General features: G+C 70.7%; 14 protein-coding genes. 10 read left to right on the top strand and 4 right to left on the bottom strand.

Annotated features, from left to right (window positions below; all coding sequences use genetic code 11):
- Positions 1–13: 13 nt before the first annotated feature.
- The 5 genes from G3I78_RS11050 to G3I78_RS11030 all read left to right on the top strand — a co-directional run bounded on the left by G3I78_RS11050 (position 14) and on the right by G3I78_RS11030 (position 8,847).
- The gene (locus G3I78_RS11050; RefSeq protein ID WP_164422943.1) at positions 14–1,114 is read left to right on the top strand and encodes a serine hydrolase domain-containing protein; all 1,101 of its coding nucleotides are present in this window, start codon (positions 14–16) and stop codon (positions 1,112–1,114) included.
- Between the two features lie 364 nt (positions 1,115–1,478).
- Complete coding sequence (fusA, locus tag G3I78_RS11045) at positions 1,479–3,512, top strand: elongation factor G (protein ID WP_164422941.1); 2,034 nt, start codon at positions 1,479–1,481, stop codon at positions 3,510–3,512.
- 92 nt (positions 3,513–3,604) lie between these two features.
- On the top strand, positions 3,605–4,402 hold the full coding sequence (locus G3I78_RS11040; protein ID WP_164422939.1) for a hypothetical protein: 798 nt from the start codon (positions 3,605–3,607) through the stop codon (positions 4,400–4,402).
- A 276-nt stretch (positions 4,403–4,678) separates the two neighbouring features.
- Positions 4,679–6,562 (top strand): DUF2075 domain-containing protein, encoded by a 1,884-nt coding sequence (locus G3I78_RS11035; protein ID WP_164423115.1) that lies wholly within the window; start codon positions 4,679–4,681, stop codon positions 6,560–6,562.
- Positions 6,563–6,753: 191 nt separating this feature from the next.
- Positions 6,754–8,847 (top strand): DUF2075 domain-containing protein, encoded by a 2,094-nt coding sequence (locus tag G3I78_RS11030; RefSeq protein WP_203614837.1) that lies wholly within the window; start codon positions 6,754–6,756, stop codon positions 8,845–8,847.
- Positions 8,848–8,921: 74 nt separating this feature from the next.
- Here G3I78_RS11030 and G3I78_RS51895 read toward each other — a convergent pair whose 3' ends face one another.
- The 3 genes from G3I78_RS51895 to G3I78_RS11020 form a co-directional block, all read right to left on the bottom strand.
- A complete protein-coding gene (locus G3I78_RS51895) occupies positions 8,922–9,050 on the bottom strand; it encodes a DUF6408 family protein (protein WP_343243715.1) in 129 nt (42 codons plus the stop codon).
- A 191-nt stretch (positions 9,051–9,241) separates the two neighbouring features.
- Entirely contained in the window at positions 9,242–9,634 is a 393-nt protein-coding gene (locus G3I78_RS11025) for an SCO5389 family protein (protein WP_164422935.1), read from the bottom strand.
- A 59-nt stretch (positions 9,635–9,693) separates the two neighbouring features.
- Complete coding sequence (locus tag G3I78_RS11020; protein ID WP_164422933.1) at positions 9,694–10,689, bottom strand: ATP-binding protein; 996 nt, start codon at positions 10,687–10,689, stop codon at positions 9,694–9,696.
- 116 nt (positions 10,690–10,805) lie between these two features.
- On the opposite strand from G3I78_RS11020, the gene G3I78_RS11015 reads away from it, so the two are divergent.
- From G3I78_RS11015 to G3I78_RS10995, 5 genes are all read left to right on the top strand, one after another.
- Entirely contained in the window at positions 10,806–11,372 is a 567-nt protein-coding gene (locus tag G3I78_RS11015; RefSeq protein ID WP_164422931.1) for a GNAT family N-acetyltransferase, read from the top strand.
- 7 nt (positions 11,373–11,379) lie between these two features.
- Positions 11,380–12,867 (top strand): ABC transporter substrate-binding protein, encoded by a 1,488-nt coding sequence (locus G3I78_RS11010; protein WP_164422929.1) that lies wholly within the window; start codon positions 11,380–11,382, stop codon positions 12,865–12,867.
- A 3-nt stretch (positions 12,868–12,870) separates the two neighbouring features.
- Positions 12,871–14,664 (top strand): ABC transporter permease subunit, encoded by a 1,794-nt coding sequence (locus G3I78_RS11005; RefSeq protein WP_164422927.1) that lies wholly within the window; start codon positions 12,871–12,873, stop codon positions 14,662–14,664.
- Positions 14,661–15,872 carry an MFS transporter gene (locus G3I78_RS11000; protein ID WP_164422925.1) on the top strand — a complete coding sequence of 404 codons (1,212 nt, stop codon included), beginning with the start codon at positions 14,661–14,663 and terminating at the stop codon, positions 15,870–15,872. Before G3I78_RS11005 ends, G3I78_RS11000 begins: the two co-directional genes overlap by 4 nt.
- A 124-nt stretch (positions 15,873–15,996) precedes the next feature.
- Positions 15,997–16,461, top strand: a complete 465-nt coding sequence (locus G3I78_RS10995; RefSeq protein WP_164422923.1) for a GNAT family N-acetyltransferase — start codon at positions 15,997–15,999, stop codon at positions 16,459–16,461.
- A 48-nt stretch (positions 16,462–16,509) separates the two neighbouring features.
- Here G3I78_RS10995 and G3I78_RS10990 read toward each other — a convergent pair whose 3' ends face one another.
- The gene (locus G3I78_RS10990) at positions 16,510–17,286 is read right to left on the bottom strand and encodes a CDP-alcohol phosphatidyltransferase family protein (RefSeq protein ID WP_164422920.1); all 777 of its coding nucleotides are present in this window, start codon (positions 17,284–17,286) and stop codon (positions 16,510–16,512) included.
- Between the last annotated feature and the right edge of the window lie 48 nt (positions 17,287–17,334).

The raw sequence follows: 17,334 nt of genomic DNA, 5'->3' as shown, positions 1-17,334 counted from the left end.
CTGAATACCCGGCATGGCCGACATTCAGGGCTCGTACGACGAACTGTTCTCCGCGGTCCCCACCACGCTGGCGGCGCTGCTGGACGCCGGGGACGTGGGGGCCTCCGTGGCCGTCTTCGTGGACGGCGAACCGGTGGTGGACGTCTGGGGCGGTCTCGCCGACGTCGAGCGGGGCGAGCCGTGGGAGCGGGACACGCTCACCAACGTCTTCTCCACGACCAAGACGATGACCGCGCTGTGCGCGCTGATCCTGGCCGACCGCGGCGAACTCGACCTCGACGCCCCGGTCGCCCGCTACTGGCCGGAGTTCGCCGCGGCGGGCAAGGAGAAGGTGCTCGTACGGCACGTGCTGTCGCACACCGCGGGCCTGCCGCACTGGGAGGGGCCGGTCGAGGAGCTCTACGACTGGCCGGCCGCCACCGCGCGGCTCGCCGCCCAGGCACCGCTCTGGGAACCCGGGACCGCGGCCGGCTACCACTCGCTCACCCAGGGATTCCTCGTCGGCGAGGTGCTGTGCAGGATCACCGGCCGCACGGTCGGCGAGTTCCTCGCCCAGGAGGTGACCGGTCCGCTCGGCGCCGACTTCCACATCGGGCTCGCCGCCGAGCACGACCACCGCGTCGCCCGTACGGTCCCGCCGCCCGGCCGGGACGAGGAGTACACCGCGAGCGCCCCCGGCGCCGAATCCACCCCCTCCACCGGCACCGCGTTCCACGTCAGGGACGGCAACAGCGTGGCCTGGCGGCGTGCCCAGATACCGGCGGCCAGTGGGTTCGGCAACGCCCGTTCGATCGCCCTCGTCCAGTCCGCGCTCGCCTGCGGAGGGACCGTCCGGGGCGTACGGCTGCTGTCGGCGGCGGGCGCCGAGCGGGCGCGCGAGGAGCAGTTCAGCGGCGAGGACCGCGTGATCGGCATGGCACAGCGCTACGGCCTGGGCTTCGGCCTCTTCGGCACCACCTTCGGGTGGGGCGGCTGGGGCGGCTCCCTCGTCATGATCGAACCCGACGCCCGCATGGTGGTGGCGTACGCGACCAACCAGATGCGCGAACCCGGCCAGGACACCCGGGGGTTGGACCTCGTGATGTCCGCCTACGACGGGCTCCAGGGCCTCTAGCGCCGACTCGGCACCCGCCGCAGGGCGGGGCACGGAAAAAATCCCGTGCCCCGCCCTGTTCCGTTTCCCTACACTCACCACGCGGCGCCCGCCCACAGCATCGGGCGGCGCGTGCCAGGACCAGGACGACGAGTGAGGGGAGTACGGCCATGTGCGTGCGCACAGTTGTCGCCGTTCCCCGGACGTCGTACGACGTGATCCTCGTGTCCTCGGACGTCCGGTGCCCGCTGCGCGGCCGGCACCGGATGCCCGTCACGACTGTCTGAGCGGCCGAGTACCGCCGTAGCACGCACTTCTGACGTGCCGTCATGTCGTACGGGACATCGCGCAGCCCTGTCACCACAGCACCGAAAGGCCATGGGCCGTGCGCACCAGCCACCTCGAACCGCTCGCCGTCGTCCGCAACCTCGGCATCCTCGCCCACGTCGACGCGGGCAAGACCACCGTCACCGAGCGGATCCTGTTCGCCACCGGGACCACGCACAAGCGCGGCGAGGTCCACGACGGCACGACCGTCACCGACTTCGACCCGCAGGAGCGGGACCGCGGGATCACCATCTTCGCGGCGGCCGTCAGCTGCGCGTGGGCCGGGCACCGCGTCAACCTGATCGACACCCCCGGGCACGTCGACTTCGCCGACGAGGTGGAGCGCGCGCTGCGGGTGCTCGACGGGGCGGTCGCCGTGTTCGACGCGGTGGCGGGCGTGGAGCCGCAGAGCGAGTCGGTGTGGCGGCAGGCCGACCGGCACGGCGTGCCCAGGATCGCGTTCGTCAACAAGCTGGACCGCGCGGGCGCCGACCTGGACACCGCCGTCGAGTCGATCCGGCGGCGGCTCCATCCGGCGCCGCTGGTCGTGCAGTTGCCCATCGGCAGCGAGGACGGCTTCACCGGCGTCGTCGACCTGATCCGGATGCGGGCGCTGACCTGGACGGACTCCGGCGAGAGGGCGGCGGACGCCCCGGTGCCCGCCGCTCTGCGAGAGGAGGCGCTCAGGCGGCGCCGGCTCCTGGAGGAGGCCGTCGCCGAACGGCACCCGGCCGCGCTGGAGGAGTTCTGCGACCGGGAGACCCTCTCCGCCGACACCCTGACCGCCGCCCTGCGCGACCTCACGCACAGTGGCGACGGCGTGGTCGTCCTGTGCGGCTCGGCCTACCGCAACCGCGGGATCGAGCCGCTGCTGGACGCGGTGCTGGCGTATCTGCCGTCGCCGTTGGACGTGCCCGCCGTACGCGGTGACCAGGGCGAGGAGCGGCCCTGCGACCCGCAAGCGCCTTTCGCGGCACTGGCGTTCAAGGTGAACGCCACCCCGACGGGACGGCTCACGTACGTACGCGTGTACTCGGGAACGATCGAGAAAGGAGACGCCGTGTGGGACGCGGGCGCGCACCGCACCGAGCGCATCGGGCGGATCCTGCGTGTACAGGCCGACCGGCACGACCGGTTGGAGCGCGCGGTCGCCGGGGACATCGTCGCCGTCGTAGGGCTGAAGTCGGCCCGCGCGGGCTCGACCCTGTGCGCGCCGGACGCCCCGCTCGTGCTCGAACCGCCCGGCGTGGCCGAGCCGGTGGTGTCCGTCGCGGTCGAGGCGGGCCGGTCCACCGACACCGACCGGCTGGCCTCGGCGCTCGCCCGGCTGGCCGAGGAGGACCCGTCGCTCGTCGTCCACACCGACGCCGAGACCGGCCAGACCCTGCTCTCGGGCATGGGCGAACTGCATCTGGAGGTCGCGGTGGAGAAGGTGCGGCGAGAGTACGGGCTGGCGCTCAACGTGGGCCGACCGAGGGTGAGTTACCGGGAGACCGTCGGGCTCGGAGTGTCCGGTCTGGTCTTCCGGCACGTCAAACAGGATGGCGGGGCAGGGCAGTTCGCGCATGTCGTGCTCGACGTCGAACCGGCCGAGGAGGGCTTCGAGTTCCGCTCGGCGGTCGTCGGCGGGCGGGTTCCGCAGGAGTACGTCCGCGCGGTCGAGGCCGGCTGCCGGGACGCGCTGGCCGAGGGTCCGCTGGGCGGGCACCCGGTGACCGGGCTGCGCGTCACCCTCACCGACGGGGCGACCCATGTGAAGGACTCCTCGGACACCGCCTTCCGCACGGCGGGCCGGCTCGGCCTCCGGGAGGCGTTGCGCGCCTGCGCGATGGTCCTCCTGGAACCGGTCGTCGAGGTCACGGTCACCGTGCCCGACGACGCCGTCGGCGCGGTGCTCGGCGATCTCGCCGCCCGCCGCGGCCGGGTCTCCGGGTCGGTCACGCGGGGCGGCGCGGCCGTCGTGACGGCGACGGTGCCCCTGGCCGAACTCTTCGGCTACGCGACGCGGTTGAGGAGCCGGACACAGGGCCGCGGGACGTTCACGGCCCGGCCGACGGGGTATGCGGCGGCGCCGGCGGTGACGTCGGTGTGATGATGCCGGACTGATGACGTCGGACTGATGACGTCGGTCCGGTGACGGTGGGGACGAGGTCCCGTGGCCGCAGGGTCGTAGGGCGGCGTGTGTTGCCGCCTTACGACCCTAGCCTGGCGTTTCTCTATAGGACTGCGCCGACCGAGGTCGCCGGGAGGTCCTACGACCTCGCCCAGTACCACCCCGGCCGGGAGATCACCGACTGGGAGCCGGAGAACGAGTTCTTCTGGAACGCGGTCGGCAGACGGGTTGCCCGGCGCAGTCTCCGGATCGCTGTACTGGCTCTCGTGGTCGCCTTTGTCGTATGGCAGGTGTGGAGCGTCACCGCGACCGACCTCGCGGACGTCGGCTTCGCCTTCACCACCTCGCAGCTGTTCTGGCTGACCGCGACCCCGGGCCTGACCGACGGCACGTCCCGGATGATCTACACGTTCCTCGGCCCGCGGATCGGTCGGCGCGCCTTCACGGCACTGTCGACGGCCGTCCTCGTCGTTCCGCTGATCTGGCTCGGCCTCGCGATCCAGGACCCGTCCACGTCCTTCACCACCATGGCCACGATCGCGGCTCTGTGCGGCATCGGCGGCGCGAACTTCCCCTCGTCCCTCGCCAACAGCAGCTTCCCCAAGCGCGAGAAGGGCAACGCTACGGGTGTCAACGGCGCCCTCGGCAACCTGGGCGTCTCGGCGGTCCAGCTCCTGACCCCTGGCGTCATCACCATGTCGGTGATCGCGATCGGCTCCGGCCGGGCGGACACGCGGACCGATGAGACGGTGTACCTCCAGAACGCCGCCTTCGTCTGGGTCCCGATCGTGCTCGCCTTGGCGGCACTGTCCTGGTTCGGCCAGAACCACCTGAGGTCGGTCCGACGTCCTTCTCTCGACAGCGGGTGATCTTCCGTCGCACAGCACACCTGGTTGACGACCTGGCTCTACGGCGGCATCTTCGGCTCTTCATCGGCTTCGCCGCGGCCGGCCGGGGACGAGGAGCCGGGCGGCCGGACCATCCGGCCCCGCCTGCTCCGCGCTGCGAGCCTCGTCGAAGCAGGCTCCCGGTACGCTTGATCACCTCGCTGTTGCGGCCCGACGGGCTTCCGCTCCACCCAGGTGGAGTCCTGAAGGACATGCCCCCACCCGCACGAGTCATTTCGTGCTGCCTGGGAGATGTCCTTGCTGTTCCGCGCGTCCGCCCGGACGGTCGCCGTCATGGCGCTAGACACGTCGCTGTTCCACCGGCTCACGGATCGCTTCGTCCACGTGCATGGCTACCGGCCCGGACCGTCGGAGATACGTTCCTGGGAGCAGAGCATCCCCGTCCTGGCCGCCGCACTCAACGACGCCGGCCTCGGCGACGTGGAAGTGATGCTCGAGTACTCCTTGCCGATGAACAGCAAGCGGGTCGACGTGGTGCTCGCCGGGACACACCCGGACACGAAGGAGCCGTCATACGTTCTCGTGGAGCTGAAGCAGTGGAGCCAGGCCTACCCCGATGAGGACGATCCGCTGCTGTGCCGTCTGGATCGCTACGGCGACCCGGTCCTCAACCCCATCGAGCAGGTGCGCCGCTACTGCCAGTATCTCGTCAACTTCAACGGCGCCATCGCTGCGCACCCGGACCGGGTCCAGGGCGTGGCGTTCCTGCACAACGCCACCGAGTTCGGGGTGAGCGGGCTGCGTGAGATCGAGTCGGACAGGCGTGGACAGTTGTTCACGGGGGACCGGCGGGGTGAGTTCATCAAGTACCTCCGAGCCCGGCTGAGCAAGGAGAATCCGGGAGCCGACTCCGCTGACGTGCTGCTGTCCGGCAGGACCGCGCCGTCGAAGCAGCTCATGGCCGTCGCGGCCCAGGAAGTGCGTGAACGAGAGCAGTTCGTGCTCCTCGACGAGCAGCAGGTCGCTTACAGGATCGTCCTCAATGCCGTCCGTAAGGCGAAGCGAGCCGACCGAAAGGAGGTCGTGATCGTCACAGGCGGTCCCGGCACGGGTAAGAGCGTGATCGCACTGTCCCTGCTCGGTGAGCTCTACCGGCAGGGAGTCCCGGCCCTGCACGCGACCGGATCGCAGTCCTTCACCAAGACGATGCGCAAGGTCGCAGGCACCCGAAAGCGGGAAGTGCAGGACCTTTTCAAGTACTTCAACAGCTTCATGGCGACCGAGAACAACACTCTCGACGTTCTGATCTGCGACGAGGCGCACCGTATCCGCGAGACCTCCGCCAACCGCTACACGCCGGCGGCACGGCGGACCGGTAGAGCACAGATCGACGAACTGCTCGACGTAGCCAGGGTCCCGGTCTTCCTGCTCGACGAACACCAAGTGGTGCGTCCCGGCGAGATGGGCACCGTCGCCGACATCAGAGCGGCGGCGGCACTCCGCGACCTCACCTGCCATGTCGTGCCGCTCGACAGCCAGTTCCGATGCGGAGGCAGCGACGCGTATCTGCGCTGGGTCGTGCGGTTGCTGGGGCTCGAACCAGGCGGTTCGGTGACGTGGGAGCCGGACGACCGTATGCGGTTGCTGCTGGCCGAGAGCCCTGAGGACATGGAGTCCTTCCTGGACGGTCGGCGATCCCAGGGCTACAGCGCCCGAATGTCCGCCGGGTACTGCTGGCCGTGGTCTCCGGAGCCCAAACCGGGGCAGCCGCTTCCGGCGGACGTCGTGATCGGTGATTGGGCCCGACCCTGGAATCTACGAGGCGATCGAGCGGTGTCGGGGGCTCCGCCCTCCGCGCTCTGGGCGACGGACCCGGCGGGTTTCGGACAGATCGGTTGTGTCTACACGGCGCAGGGATTCGAGTACGACTGGTCCGGCGTCGTCATCGGCCCCGACTTGGTGTGGCGGAGCGACCGCTGGATCACCGATCGCACGGCGTCCAAGGACCCCGTCTTCAAGCGGTCGGTCGCCGACGCCGATGTGGACCGGTTGATCCGCAACACCTACAAGGTGCTGCTGACCCGAGGCATGACCGGAACGGTCGTGTACTCCACCGATCCCGAGACCCAGCGCAAGCTGAGGGAACTCGTGGGCATGCGGCGCGTGCCCGTGTCCGCGTGAGAGAAATAGGACCGTGGCTTTCTGGCCACCCGGCCTCTCCGACAACACGCTGCTCCTGGTGACCCGGACCGAGCAACAGCCCTCACTCCATATGATCGTCGATACCGGTTGCGGCCCGACGGGCTTCCCACAAGAGGACACGCCCCCACCCGCACGAGTCACTCGTGCCTTGGGGGAACCACTTCGTGTCCATGCTTCTGTTGAGGCTGTCCGCGCAGGACCTTCTCACGCTTGACGAGAGGCGCCGGATGGTGCCTCACCTCGCCGCCAGATATCGGTACTTCCGCGGACGGGACGTGTCGCGGTCGGAACGCGAGGCGTGGGCCGAGAGCCTGGTCCAACTGGCGAGAGACCTGGTTGCGGCGGAGCGGGGCAACGTCGAGATGATCGTCGAGTGCGCGGCCACCGTCGACGCTCCGGAGAAGGGCGAGGCTCCCCTGATAGACGCCGTGCTGGTGGGACGGCATCCTGAGACACACCTGCCGTCCTTTCAACTCGTCGAGCTGAAACGATGGTCCACGGTGACCCGAGTGGAGGCCGCCACCGCGGAGCTGGTGAACGTCCCGGGAATCGCGAAGCCCAAGCGGCATCCCGCGCTCCAGCTTCGGAACACGTATCAGCTGTTCACCGGGGATCAAGGACCGTTGCGGGGCGTCACCATCGAATGCGGTGGTTTCGCCTATCTGCACAACGCCACCGACGAATCGGTGAAGCCGCTGCTCGACACTTTGGCACCGACCGGGGCCTACGAACGGGTCTACACCCAAGACAGCCGTGACCGAATGCTGGCGGACCTGCGTGAGCACTTCGCGGAGGACGGAGCGGCTTCGGAAGCGGAACAACTCCTGCTGCGGATGGATTTGCGCAACACACCCCTCCTCGACGCGATGATCATGTCCCGGGGCGAGGACACCGTGTTCACCCTGCGTCGCCAGCAACTGAAGGTGGCTACCAGTGTGCTGGAACGGGCGGACCAGGTCCTCGGCCGTCCGGGCGGGCCTGTCCGGACGGGAAACGACGAACGGGCGGTATTCGTCGTGACGGGAGGTCCGGGAACAGGGAAGAGCGCAGTCGGCCTTCAACTCAGGGCGGACTTCGAGGCGGCCGGCCGCAGCGTGATGTACGCGAGCGGCAGTCGTGCCTTCAATGGAGCGCTCGAGGAGCAAGTGGGCTACACGAAGAAGGAGTTCAAGAAGAGGTTCGGCTACTTCAGCGATTTCGTCCGCCCTGTCGAAGTCGCTCTGGACGTGCTGATCTGCGACGAGGCGCACCGTATACGGGAGCGGACCGAGGACAGATACAGGAAGGAGGAGAGGACGGGCACGCAACCGCAGGTGGACGACCTGCTCGATGCCGCGAGGCTCACGGTGTTCTTCCTCGACGAGAGCCAGTCCGTGCGGCCCAAGGAAGTCGGGTCGGTGAGCCTGATCGAGGACGCGACCAAGGCACGCGGCATCACTCCACTCCCGTACCGGCTCAGGGAGGAATGGCGCTGTGGGGGCAGTGATGCCTATATCCGCTGGGTGCGGGCGGTGCTCGGCATCGAGGCGGGGGAGACCAAGTGGGCTCCGGACGGGCTGATGCACGTGGAAGTGGCCGACAGCCCTGAGGAACTCGAGCACATCATCAAGGGCGAAGCGGAGGCTGGGGCGACGGCCCGTATGGTGGCGGGCTTCTGCTGGCCGTGGACCGCCCCACGGGGTAAGGGCAGGGCCGCGCGTCTGGAGACGGACGTACGGATAGGCGAATGGCATCGGCGCTGGAACGCCAAGAGCGACCACTTCTGCGAGAACGGCGCGGTACCACCGTCCACCATCTGGTCGGTACACCCTTTCGGTATCGACCAGATCGGCTGCGTGTACACGGCACAGGGTCTCGAGTGGGACTGGTGCGGGGTGATCCTGGGTGACGACATGGTGCGACGCGACGACCGCTGGGTCTACCGCAAGGGAAAGTGGTCCGTGGATCCGGAGACGAAGGTCAGACGCGTCAAGGTCCCCGGCTCTTTCGACATGAAGCTGAGGGAGGCAAAGACCACGGCGGACTTCGAGCGATCCGTCCGGCACGCCTACCACGTGCTGATGACGAGGGCGAGCCGGGCCACGGTCCTCCACTCCACGGACGAGGAGACCCAGAACTACCTGAAATCCCGCGTCGGTGAGGTGCAGATTCACGGGTTGCGCCCCACCCGGGAGAACCTTCCGCCCGAGGCGTGGTTCCCGCACCTTCCCAGCCCCAAGAGAGCGGGCAACGACGTCCCACCTGGGCAGGGGCACATCTTCTGAAAGCCGCGCGGTAGGGCGGGCGGTGTCTTACGGGAGAAGAGTGGCGGGCTCACCGGGCCCGCCACTCGCCTGCCTCAGATGAGGTGGCGTACTGCTGCGGCCAGCGCGTCCAACACGAGGTTGGAGATCACGCCCGTCGCAACACCGACCAGGATCTCGCGGATCCATGGACGGCGTGCAGGCTTGTACTCGATCGGCTCCACGGAAGACCACTCCTGATGTGAGGTCGGAATGGTAGGACCGCCCTACCGGGCATCCGCATTCGTCACTCACGACCAGCAATCGGCCCGCGAAATCCGCCTAGTACCCTCCGGGAAGGTGCGCAGCGAACGAAAAGCGTATCGCACCACGAGGACACCGTGATCTCGTGTCCGAGCAGCCGTCGCACGCGGCGTCAGCAGTCCCTGAACTCCGGCGACTGGTTCAACACCTGAGAGCGCACCGACGTGAACCGTGCGTACGTCTCACCCGTCACCGACTCCGGTCGGAACGCCGCCACCCGGTGGCAGTTCTGGAAGGCCAGGGCCACGCCGAAGTGGCGTTCGAGGCTGGTGCGGATGGCGTCGCTGGCGAGGGCTCGGAGGAGTTGGCCGCGTTCCCGTTCGGACGGGGGAGGGGTCTGGTTGTCGGTGAACTCGGCGATTCCGCCCTTGAGTTGGGTGGTGAGGTCGGCGATGAGGTCGTAGGCGTAGGGGAGGGACGTGCGGACCGTGTCCACGAAGTCCTCCTCGCGGATGTCGCCCTGCTCGGCCTCGGCGAGGAGTTCCGGGGAGACGTCGAGAGACATGTGTGCTGTTCCTGTCTGTTGTCGAACTGTCGAGCCGTCGAACGGTTGTGGAGTGGGGGTCAGTCGAGGGACGTCGGGCCCGGGACGAAGTCCGGGTCGATCTGGGCCGCCAGGTCGAGGCCCGTCGCCTCGTTGGCCCAGGAGCGGGCGTTGCGCAGATGGAACTCGACCGCGTGGCGGTGGAGGGCGGCCCAGTCGCGGGGGTGGGCGTCGACCGCCTCGCGCAGGATCGTCAGGGCGTGCCGGTTGTGCGGTTCCAGCGCGTCCAAGGACTCCGAGTCGCTCTCCGTACGGCCCTGTTCGGCGGCGCGCACCCACGGTGAGTGGACCAGGTACGTCAACAGGTCGTCCCCCACGTGCTCCTTGAGGAAGAGCACGTCGTCCTCGCCGGTCACCTTGTTGCCGATCACGGCGATCCGGATCCCGAACTCCCGTGCGTGGTCCCGGTACTGGCGGTAGACCGAGACGCCCTTGCGGGTGGGTTCGGCCACCAGGAAGGTCATGTCGAAGCGGGTGAACAGGCCCGAGGCGAAGGCGTCCGCGCCGGCCGTCATGTCGACCACGACGTACTCGCATGGGCCGTCGACCAGGTGGTTGAGGTACAACTCCACCCCGCCGAGCTTGGAGTGGTAGCAGGCCACGCCGAGGTCGTTCTCGTCGAACTCGCCCGTCACCATCAGCGGTACGTCACCCACGCGCCGGACATGGCGAGCATGCAGTTCGTCGTCGCCCAGCAACCGCAGCAGCCGCGACCCCCGGCCCGGCGGTGTCGTCTTGATCATCGCCTCGCGGGAGGCGATGCGCGGGTTGGTGCCCCGCAGGAAGTCCTTGATCTCGGCCACATGAGCACCCAGCGGCGAAGCCCCCAGGTCTCCATCCGCGTGTCCCAGGGACCCGTCCCCCAGGAACCCGTCCCCCAGCGCCTCAGCCAAGTGCTGATTGATATCCCCGTCCACGGCCAGTACCGGCACCCCGGACCGGGCCAGATGGCGGGAGAAGAGCGCCGACAGGGTGGTCTTGCCGCTGCCGCCCTTGCCGACGAACGCGATCCGCACTACCGCTCCATCTTTTTGAAAATGGATGTCATGTCGGTAGGTTCTATGGCGTGGATTCGATCACTGTCAAATCGCCCCGCGATCACCCCGCACCACTAAATGCATATGATGTGCAAGTGCGTGACTACAGCATCAGGGCGGCGAGCCCGGACGACCTCGAAGGTGCGCGAGCCGTGATGCTCGACACCGTCTACCGCGACTTCGGGACCGGATACGTGCCCCGCTGGCACGGCGACATCATCGACCCGGCCGCCGCCTATCTCGCCCCGGCCCGCCACACCCTGCTCGTCGCCCTCGACCCGGACGACCGGGCCGTCGTGGCCACCGGCGCCCTCGACTCCCGCGGCCCCGCCCACCCGCCGAACCCGCGTGAACTGGCCGAGCGCTACCCCTCCGGCGAGACCGCGCAGCTGCGCCGGATCTACGTCCGCCCCGAGCACCGCAGGCGCGGTCTCGCCCGCCGCCTGGTCACCGAGCTGCTCGCCTTCGCGGCCGCGGACGGCGGCTACCGCTCCGTCTATCTGCACACCGACCCCGCGGTCCCGGGCGCCGAACCCTTCTGGCGCTCCCTCGGCAAGATCGTGCACGACGAACGCGAGACCACGGGCGGCGCGAGCAACGTCGTGCACTTCGAGATACCGATGTCCGGCATACCCGAGTTCCCGATAGCGATGGGGCGATAGAGACACCATGCGACGCCGTCACCTGCTGGGCTCCCTGCTGCTCACCCCCGTCCTCACCGCCTGCTTCTCCTCCGCGGGCTCCGGAGACGGCGACGGAGAAGGCGCCTCGCGCGACGGCTCCCGCCTCCGCGTCGCCCTCGCCTTCCCACCCGCCGAGAAGCTCTCGCCGTACGGCGCCGACGCCACGATCCTCAGCCGCCTCGGTGTCACCGAGGGCCTGACCGCCCTCGACGCCAACGGCGCCGCCGCCCCCGCACTCGCCGAGTCCTGGCGCCGGGAGAACGACCGCACCTGGCTGTTCACCCTCCGCGAGGCCACCTTCCAGGACGGCTCCGAGGTCACCCCGGCCACGGTCGCCGGCGCCCTCACCCACGCCACCGAGGCGAAGCCCGCCCCGGCCGCCCTCTCCGGCGTCACCCTCACGGCGAAGGCGCAGGGCGAGGCCGTACGGGTCAGCACCACGGCCCCCGACCCGATCCTGCCCCTGCGCCTGTCCAGCCCCAGCCTCGCCGTCCTCTCCCCGAAGGCCTACAAGGACGGCGTCGACCCGGTCGGCACCGCCACCGGACCCTTCGAGCTCACCGAGGTCAACGGCTCCACCTCCGCCACCCTCGACCGCTTCGACGACTACTGGGGCGGCCGGGCCCAGGCCTCCGGCATCGACGCCCGCTTCATCGCGGACGGCACCGCCCGGGCCAGTGCCCTGCGCACCGGAGAACTCGACATCGCCGAGGCGGTCCCGGTCGCGCAGGCCGCCACACTCGACGAGGCGACCCGCGAGGAGACGGCCACGACCCGCACCACCAGCCTCCTCCTCAACGCGAAGTCCGGCCCTCTCAAGGACCCGGGACTCCGCGCCGCCGCCCGCGCGGCCGTCGACACCTCCGCGCTCGCCAAGGGCGTCTACGAGGGGTACGCCGACCCCGGCGCCGGCATCTACGGCCCCGCCGTCACCTGGGCCGAGGGCAAGCGGCAGCAGCCCGTCGGAAGGGCGAAGGCCAAAACCCCCGACGGTACGCGGATCACCCTCGCCACCTACGACAACCGCCCCGAACTCCCCGAAGCCGCCCAGGTGTTGAAGCAGCAGCTGGAGAAGGCCGGGTTCGAGGTCGCTCTGGAGGTGCGCGAGTACTCCCGGCTGGAGAGCGACGCGCTGGCGGGGAAGTTCGACGCGTTCGTCCTCGCCCGCAACACCCTCGTCGACACCGGCGACCCCGTGGCCGTCCTCGCCAGTGACTACAGCTGCGACGGCGGCTACAACATCGCCCAACTCTGCGACCGGGACGCCGACAAGGCCGTGGCGAAGGCCGAGTCCGAGGCCGACCCCGACCGGCGCCAGGACCTGGCCATGGCCGCCGAGGCCCGGATCCTCGGCACGGACGCCGTCGTCCCCCTGGTCCACCAGCGGATCATCACCGGAGTCGCCACCTCCGTGCGCGGTGTCCTCCTCGACCCCTACGAGCGCACCCTCGTCGGCACCGGAACCCGGCGCTGATCCGTGCGACCCCAGCTGTCCGCCCTGGTCTGGCGTGCCGTGCTCGCGGCCGCCCTGGTGTGCGGGATCGGCCTGCTGCCCTGGCTGACCCGCACCGACCCGGCGCTGACGGTTCTGAAGGCACGCTCGGCCGACCGTGACCCCACCCCTCGGGTACTGGCGGACATCAGGGCCCAACTCGGCCTGGAAAAACGCCCGTTCAAGCTCCTGGGGGAGTGGCTCGGCGGACTCGCGCACGGGGACGCCGGACAGTCCTGGCTCTCCGGTGACGACGTCACCCCCGCGGTGCTCCAAGCCCTGGGCGCGTCCCTGCTGTTGATGGCCGCGGCCCTCGTCGTCGCGGCTGTCACCGCCGCCCTGATCTGCGCCCGCACCCTGCGACTCGGCGCACACCGGCGGCTCGACGACACGAAGGCCCCCGGCGGCGGGTCCGCGATGCTGGCTGCGCTCCCCGAGTTCCTCACCGCCTCCGTCCTCGCCACCGTCGTCGGCGTGCAGCTCGGCTGGCTCCCCGCCCTCGGCTGGTACGGACCCCAGTGGACGATCCTGCCCGCCCTCGCCCTCGGCCTGCCCGCCGGAGCCGTGCTCGGCAGACTCCTCGACGACCTCCTCCCCGGCGCCTTCGCCGAACCCTGGGCGCTGGCCGCAGCAGCGCGCGGACTGCCCGCCCGCACCATCGCCCGCCAGGCCGTCCGCCGCTGTCTGCCCGGACTGCTCCCCAACACCGGCCTGTTCGTCGTCGGCCTCACCGGCGGCTCCGTCGCGGTGGAGCAGATCTACGACATCCCCGGCCTCGGCCGCACCACCCTCCAGGCCGCGCTCGCCCAGGACCTCCCCGTCCTCCAGGCCGGCACCCTCGCCCTCCTCCTGCTCGCCGCGGCGGCCTCCGGACTCGCCGCCCTCACCACCCGCCGCCTCGCCGGCCCCGCGCTGCGCGACGGCTCCCTGTCGTCCCCGCACCGCAAGCAGCCCCCCGCCCGCGGCCTCCAGCCTTTCGTGTACGGCGGTCTCCTCCTCGGCGTCATCGCGCTCGGCCTGCCCCGCGACCCGCTCGCCCTCGACACCACCCGGCGACTCCAAGCACCCACCTGGGCCCACCCGTTCGGCACCGACGCCCTCGGCCGGGACCTCCTCGCCCGCGTCGCGCACGGCGCCCTCGACACCCTGCTCCTCGCCCTCGGCATCGGAGCGGCCGCCCTGGTCGCCGGGGTCCTCCTCGGGCTGGCACCCCGGGTCTCGGGCCCCCTCGCGGACACCGTGAACGCTGTACCGCCCGTCCTCGGCGCCCTCCTGGTCACCGCGGTCGCCGGCACCGGACCATGGACCCCCGCGCTCGCCGTCGGCGCCGTCGCCTGGGCGCCCCTGGCCACCCACACCTCCGCACTCCTGCGCCAGGAACGCGCCGCCCTGCACATCACCGCCACCCGTGGCCTCGGCGCCGGACGCCGCTACCTCCTGCGCCACGAACTGCTCCCCGCCGTCCTCCCGCCCGTCACCCGGCACGCCCTGCTCCGGCTTCCCGGCACCGCCCTGGCCCTCGCCTCGCTCGCCTTCCTCGGCCTCGGCGCCCAACCCCCCTCCCCGGAATGGGGGTTGCTCCTCGCCGAGAACCAGCCCTACGCCGAGCGCGCCCCCTGGGCCGTCCTCGCCCCCGCCGCCGTACTCGCCCTGCTCGGAGCGCTGGCGGTCAGCGCGGCGGGCGGGGTGCGGTGGCCGCGACGGCGCCGAGATCCTCGTACGACCGCGACCCGGCCCGATGAGGCCACGCGCGCCCGGGAGTTGGTGCAGATCGGATGACCTCGACCCCCGCGGACCTGCGGAAGGACAGCAGGCTCTCGCCGTTGCTGCGGCTGCTGATCCTCACTCAACTCGCCTTCAACATCGGCTTCTTCGCCGTGCTGCCCTTCCTCTCCGAGCACCTGGGACAGGCCGTCGGGATGGCCGGGTGGCTGGTCGGCTTCGTGCTCGGGCTGCGGACCTTCAGCCAGCAGGGGCTGTTCGTGGTGGGCGGGGCGCTCGCCGACCGGTACGGCATCCGGCCGGTCGTCCTCGCCGGATGCGCGCTGCGGATCGCCGGGTTCGCCTGGCTCGGGTACGCCGAGCGGACGGGGGCGGTGATCGGGGCCGTGCTGCTCATCGGGTTCGCGGCCGCCCTGTTCTCGCCGGCCGTCGAGTCCGAGGTCGCCCGGCAGGCGGTCGTCCACGAGGAGCGGGGCGGCTCCCGTACCCAGGTGCTCGCGCTGTTCACCGTGGCCGGGCAGGCGGGCGCGTTCGTGGGCCCGTTGCTCGGCGCGCTGCTGCTGTCGGTGGACTTCCGCACGGTGTGTCTGGCGGGCGCCGGGATCTTCGTGCTCGTCCTCGCCGGGCACGCGTGGCTGCTGCCGCAGCGCATCCCGGGGCGCCGGCAGGTGCAACTCAAGGGCGGGATCGGGGCGTTGGTCCGCAACCGCCGGTTCCTCGCGCTGTGCTGCGCGTACGGCGCCTACCTGCTCGCCTACAACCAGCTCTACCTCGCCCTGCCCGCCGAGGTGGAGCGTGCGACCGGTTCGCAGTCGGCGCTGGCCTGGCTCTTCGCGCTGTCCTCGCTGCTCGTGGTGACCGCCCAACTCCCCGTCACCCGCTGGGCCGGCACCAGGCTCTCGACGCGCCGGTCCATGGTGGCCGGTCTGTCGCTGATCGGCGCGGGGTTCGCGGTCGTCGCCGTGGCGCTGCCCGCCGAACGGACCGGAACGGCGGGGCTGTTGCCCGCGGCCGGGTTCGTCGTGCTGCTCACCTTCGGGCAGATGCTCGTCGCGCCCGTGGCCCGCGCCTGGGTGCCGGATCTCGCGGAGGAGGGGCGGCTCGGTCTGTACACCGGGGCACTGTCCTCGGTGTCCGGACTGATCGTGCTGGCCGGCAGCTCCGTCACCGGCTCGCTCCTCGACGCCGGACTGCCGGCCGCGGTGCCCTGGCTGGTGCTGGCCGCCGTGCCCGTCGCAGCGATCGGACTGCTGCCGCGGCGGTAGGAACCCGGTGGGCCCGATTCCCCCGCTCCCCACCCGCCGGAGGCCTGGCACCGAGGCGGGCTGCGACCGCCGTACGACGTGAACAGCCACAGGACCTGGAGCCTCCGGCGATAGGGTCCAGCGCATGGAGACCCAGGAGAACCAGACCCGGGAGATCCGGGTGGAGACCGTCGGCGCGGCGGACCAGGAACTCGTCGACGCCTTCGCGCGGATGCTGCCGCAGCTGTCCTCGACGGCCGAGGCGCTCGACCTCACCGCGCTCGGCCGCATCCTGGCCTGCGACGCCAACACCATGCTCGTCGCCAGGTCGGCCGCCGGGACGGTGGTCGGCACCCTCACCCTGGTGATGTTCCCGGCGCCCGCCGGACTGCGGGCCCGAATCGAGGACGTGATCGTCGATCACGCGGCGCGCGGCCAGGGCATCGCGGGCCTGCTGATCCGGGAGGCCATCCGGCTCGCCCGGGAGGCCGGCGCCCGTACCGTCGACCTCACCTCCCGCCCGGACCGGGCGGCGGCCAACCGGGTGTACGAACGCCAGGGGTTCCGGCAGCGGGAGTCGACGGTGTACCGGGTGCCGTTGAAGGGCTGAGCCCCCTTCACGCCTCGCGGAGACGAGCCCTGCGCGGGCGGGCCTCCGTCAGGAAGCCACCGCCTGCGGTGCCGGCATCAGCTCCAGCAGCTCCTCCACCGCCGCCTGGTCGGCCCGGTGCGTGCGCCACAGCCACAGGATGTCCCGGCCGAACGACCAGACCAGCGTGGCCAGGGCCAGGGCCACCACCCCGAAGGTCGCCGTGTGCGGCAGGTACCCGGACGCGGCCACCAGCAGCAGGATGCCCTGGAGCGCGGCCACCGTCTTGCGGGCCATGCTCGGCGGCAGCGGGGCGTTGAGCCAGTTCCAGACGCGGGCTGCGGCGACGAAGCCGTAGCGCATCGCGCCGATCAGCAGCACCCACGGGCCCTGCGACATCGACACGTACACGCTGAGCACCAGGATCAGGAACGCGTCGACCTCCATGTCGAACCGCGCGCCCAGCGGGGTCGAGGTGTTGGTGGCGCGGGCGACCTTGCCGTCCACGCCGTCGAGGATCAGCGCCACCGCCGTCAGACCCACGAACAGCGTCACCGGCGGGGAGTCCTGGAAGGAGTCCGCCACCAGGGCCGTCACTCCGCCGACCAGGGTCGCCCGGCCGAGGGTCACCCGGTTGGCCGGGCCGAAGGAGCGCGGCCGGGTGCGGTGCAGCGCCCGGGAGAGCACCGCCCACGTGGCGACGGCGAAGGCGAGGCCGGTCAGCCACCCCGCCGGCCCCATGCCGATCGCCGTGCCGAGCAGGGCCAGCAACAGGATCTGCAGACCCGCTCCCACCGCGGTCTCCTGCTGGACCAGCCTTGCTTCGTAAGTGTTGTTCAGGGCCACCGCACATTCCTCCGGCCAGATGACAGAGTCGATCAAGGCCGCGTACTG

Source organism: Streptomyces sp. SID13726 (genome assembly GCF_010548375.1).
GTDB lineage: Bacteria > Actinomycetota > Actinomycetes > Streptomycetales > Streptomycetaceae > Streptomyces.
The sequence above is the reverse complement of the archived record's forward strand: the minus strand, read 5'-3'. Positions and strand labels throughout refer to the sequence as shown.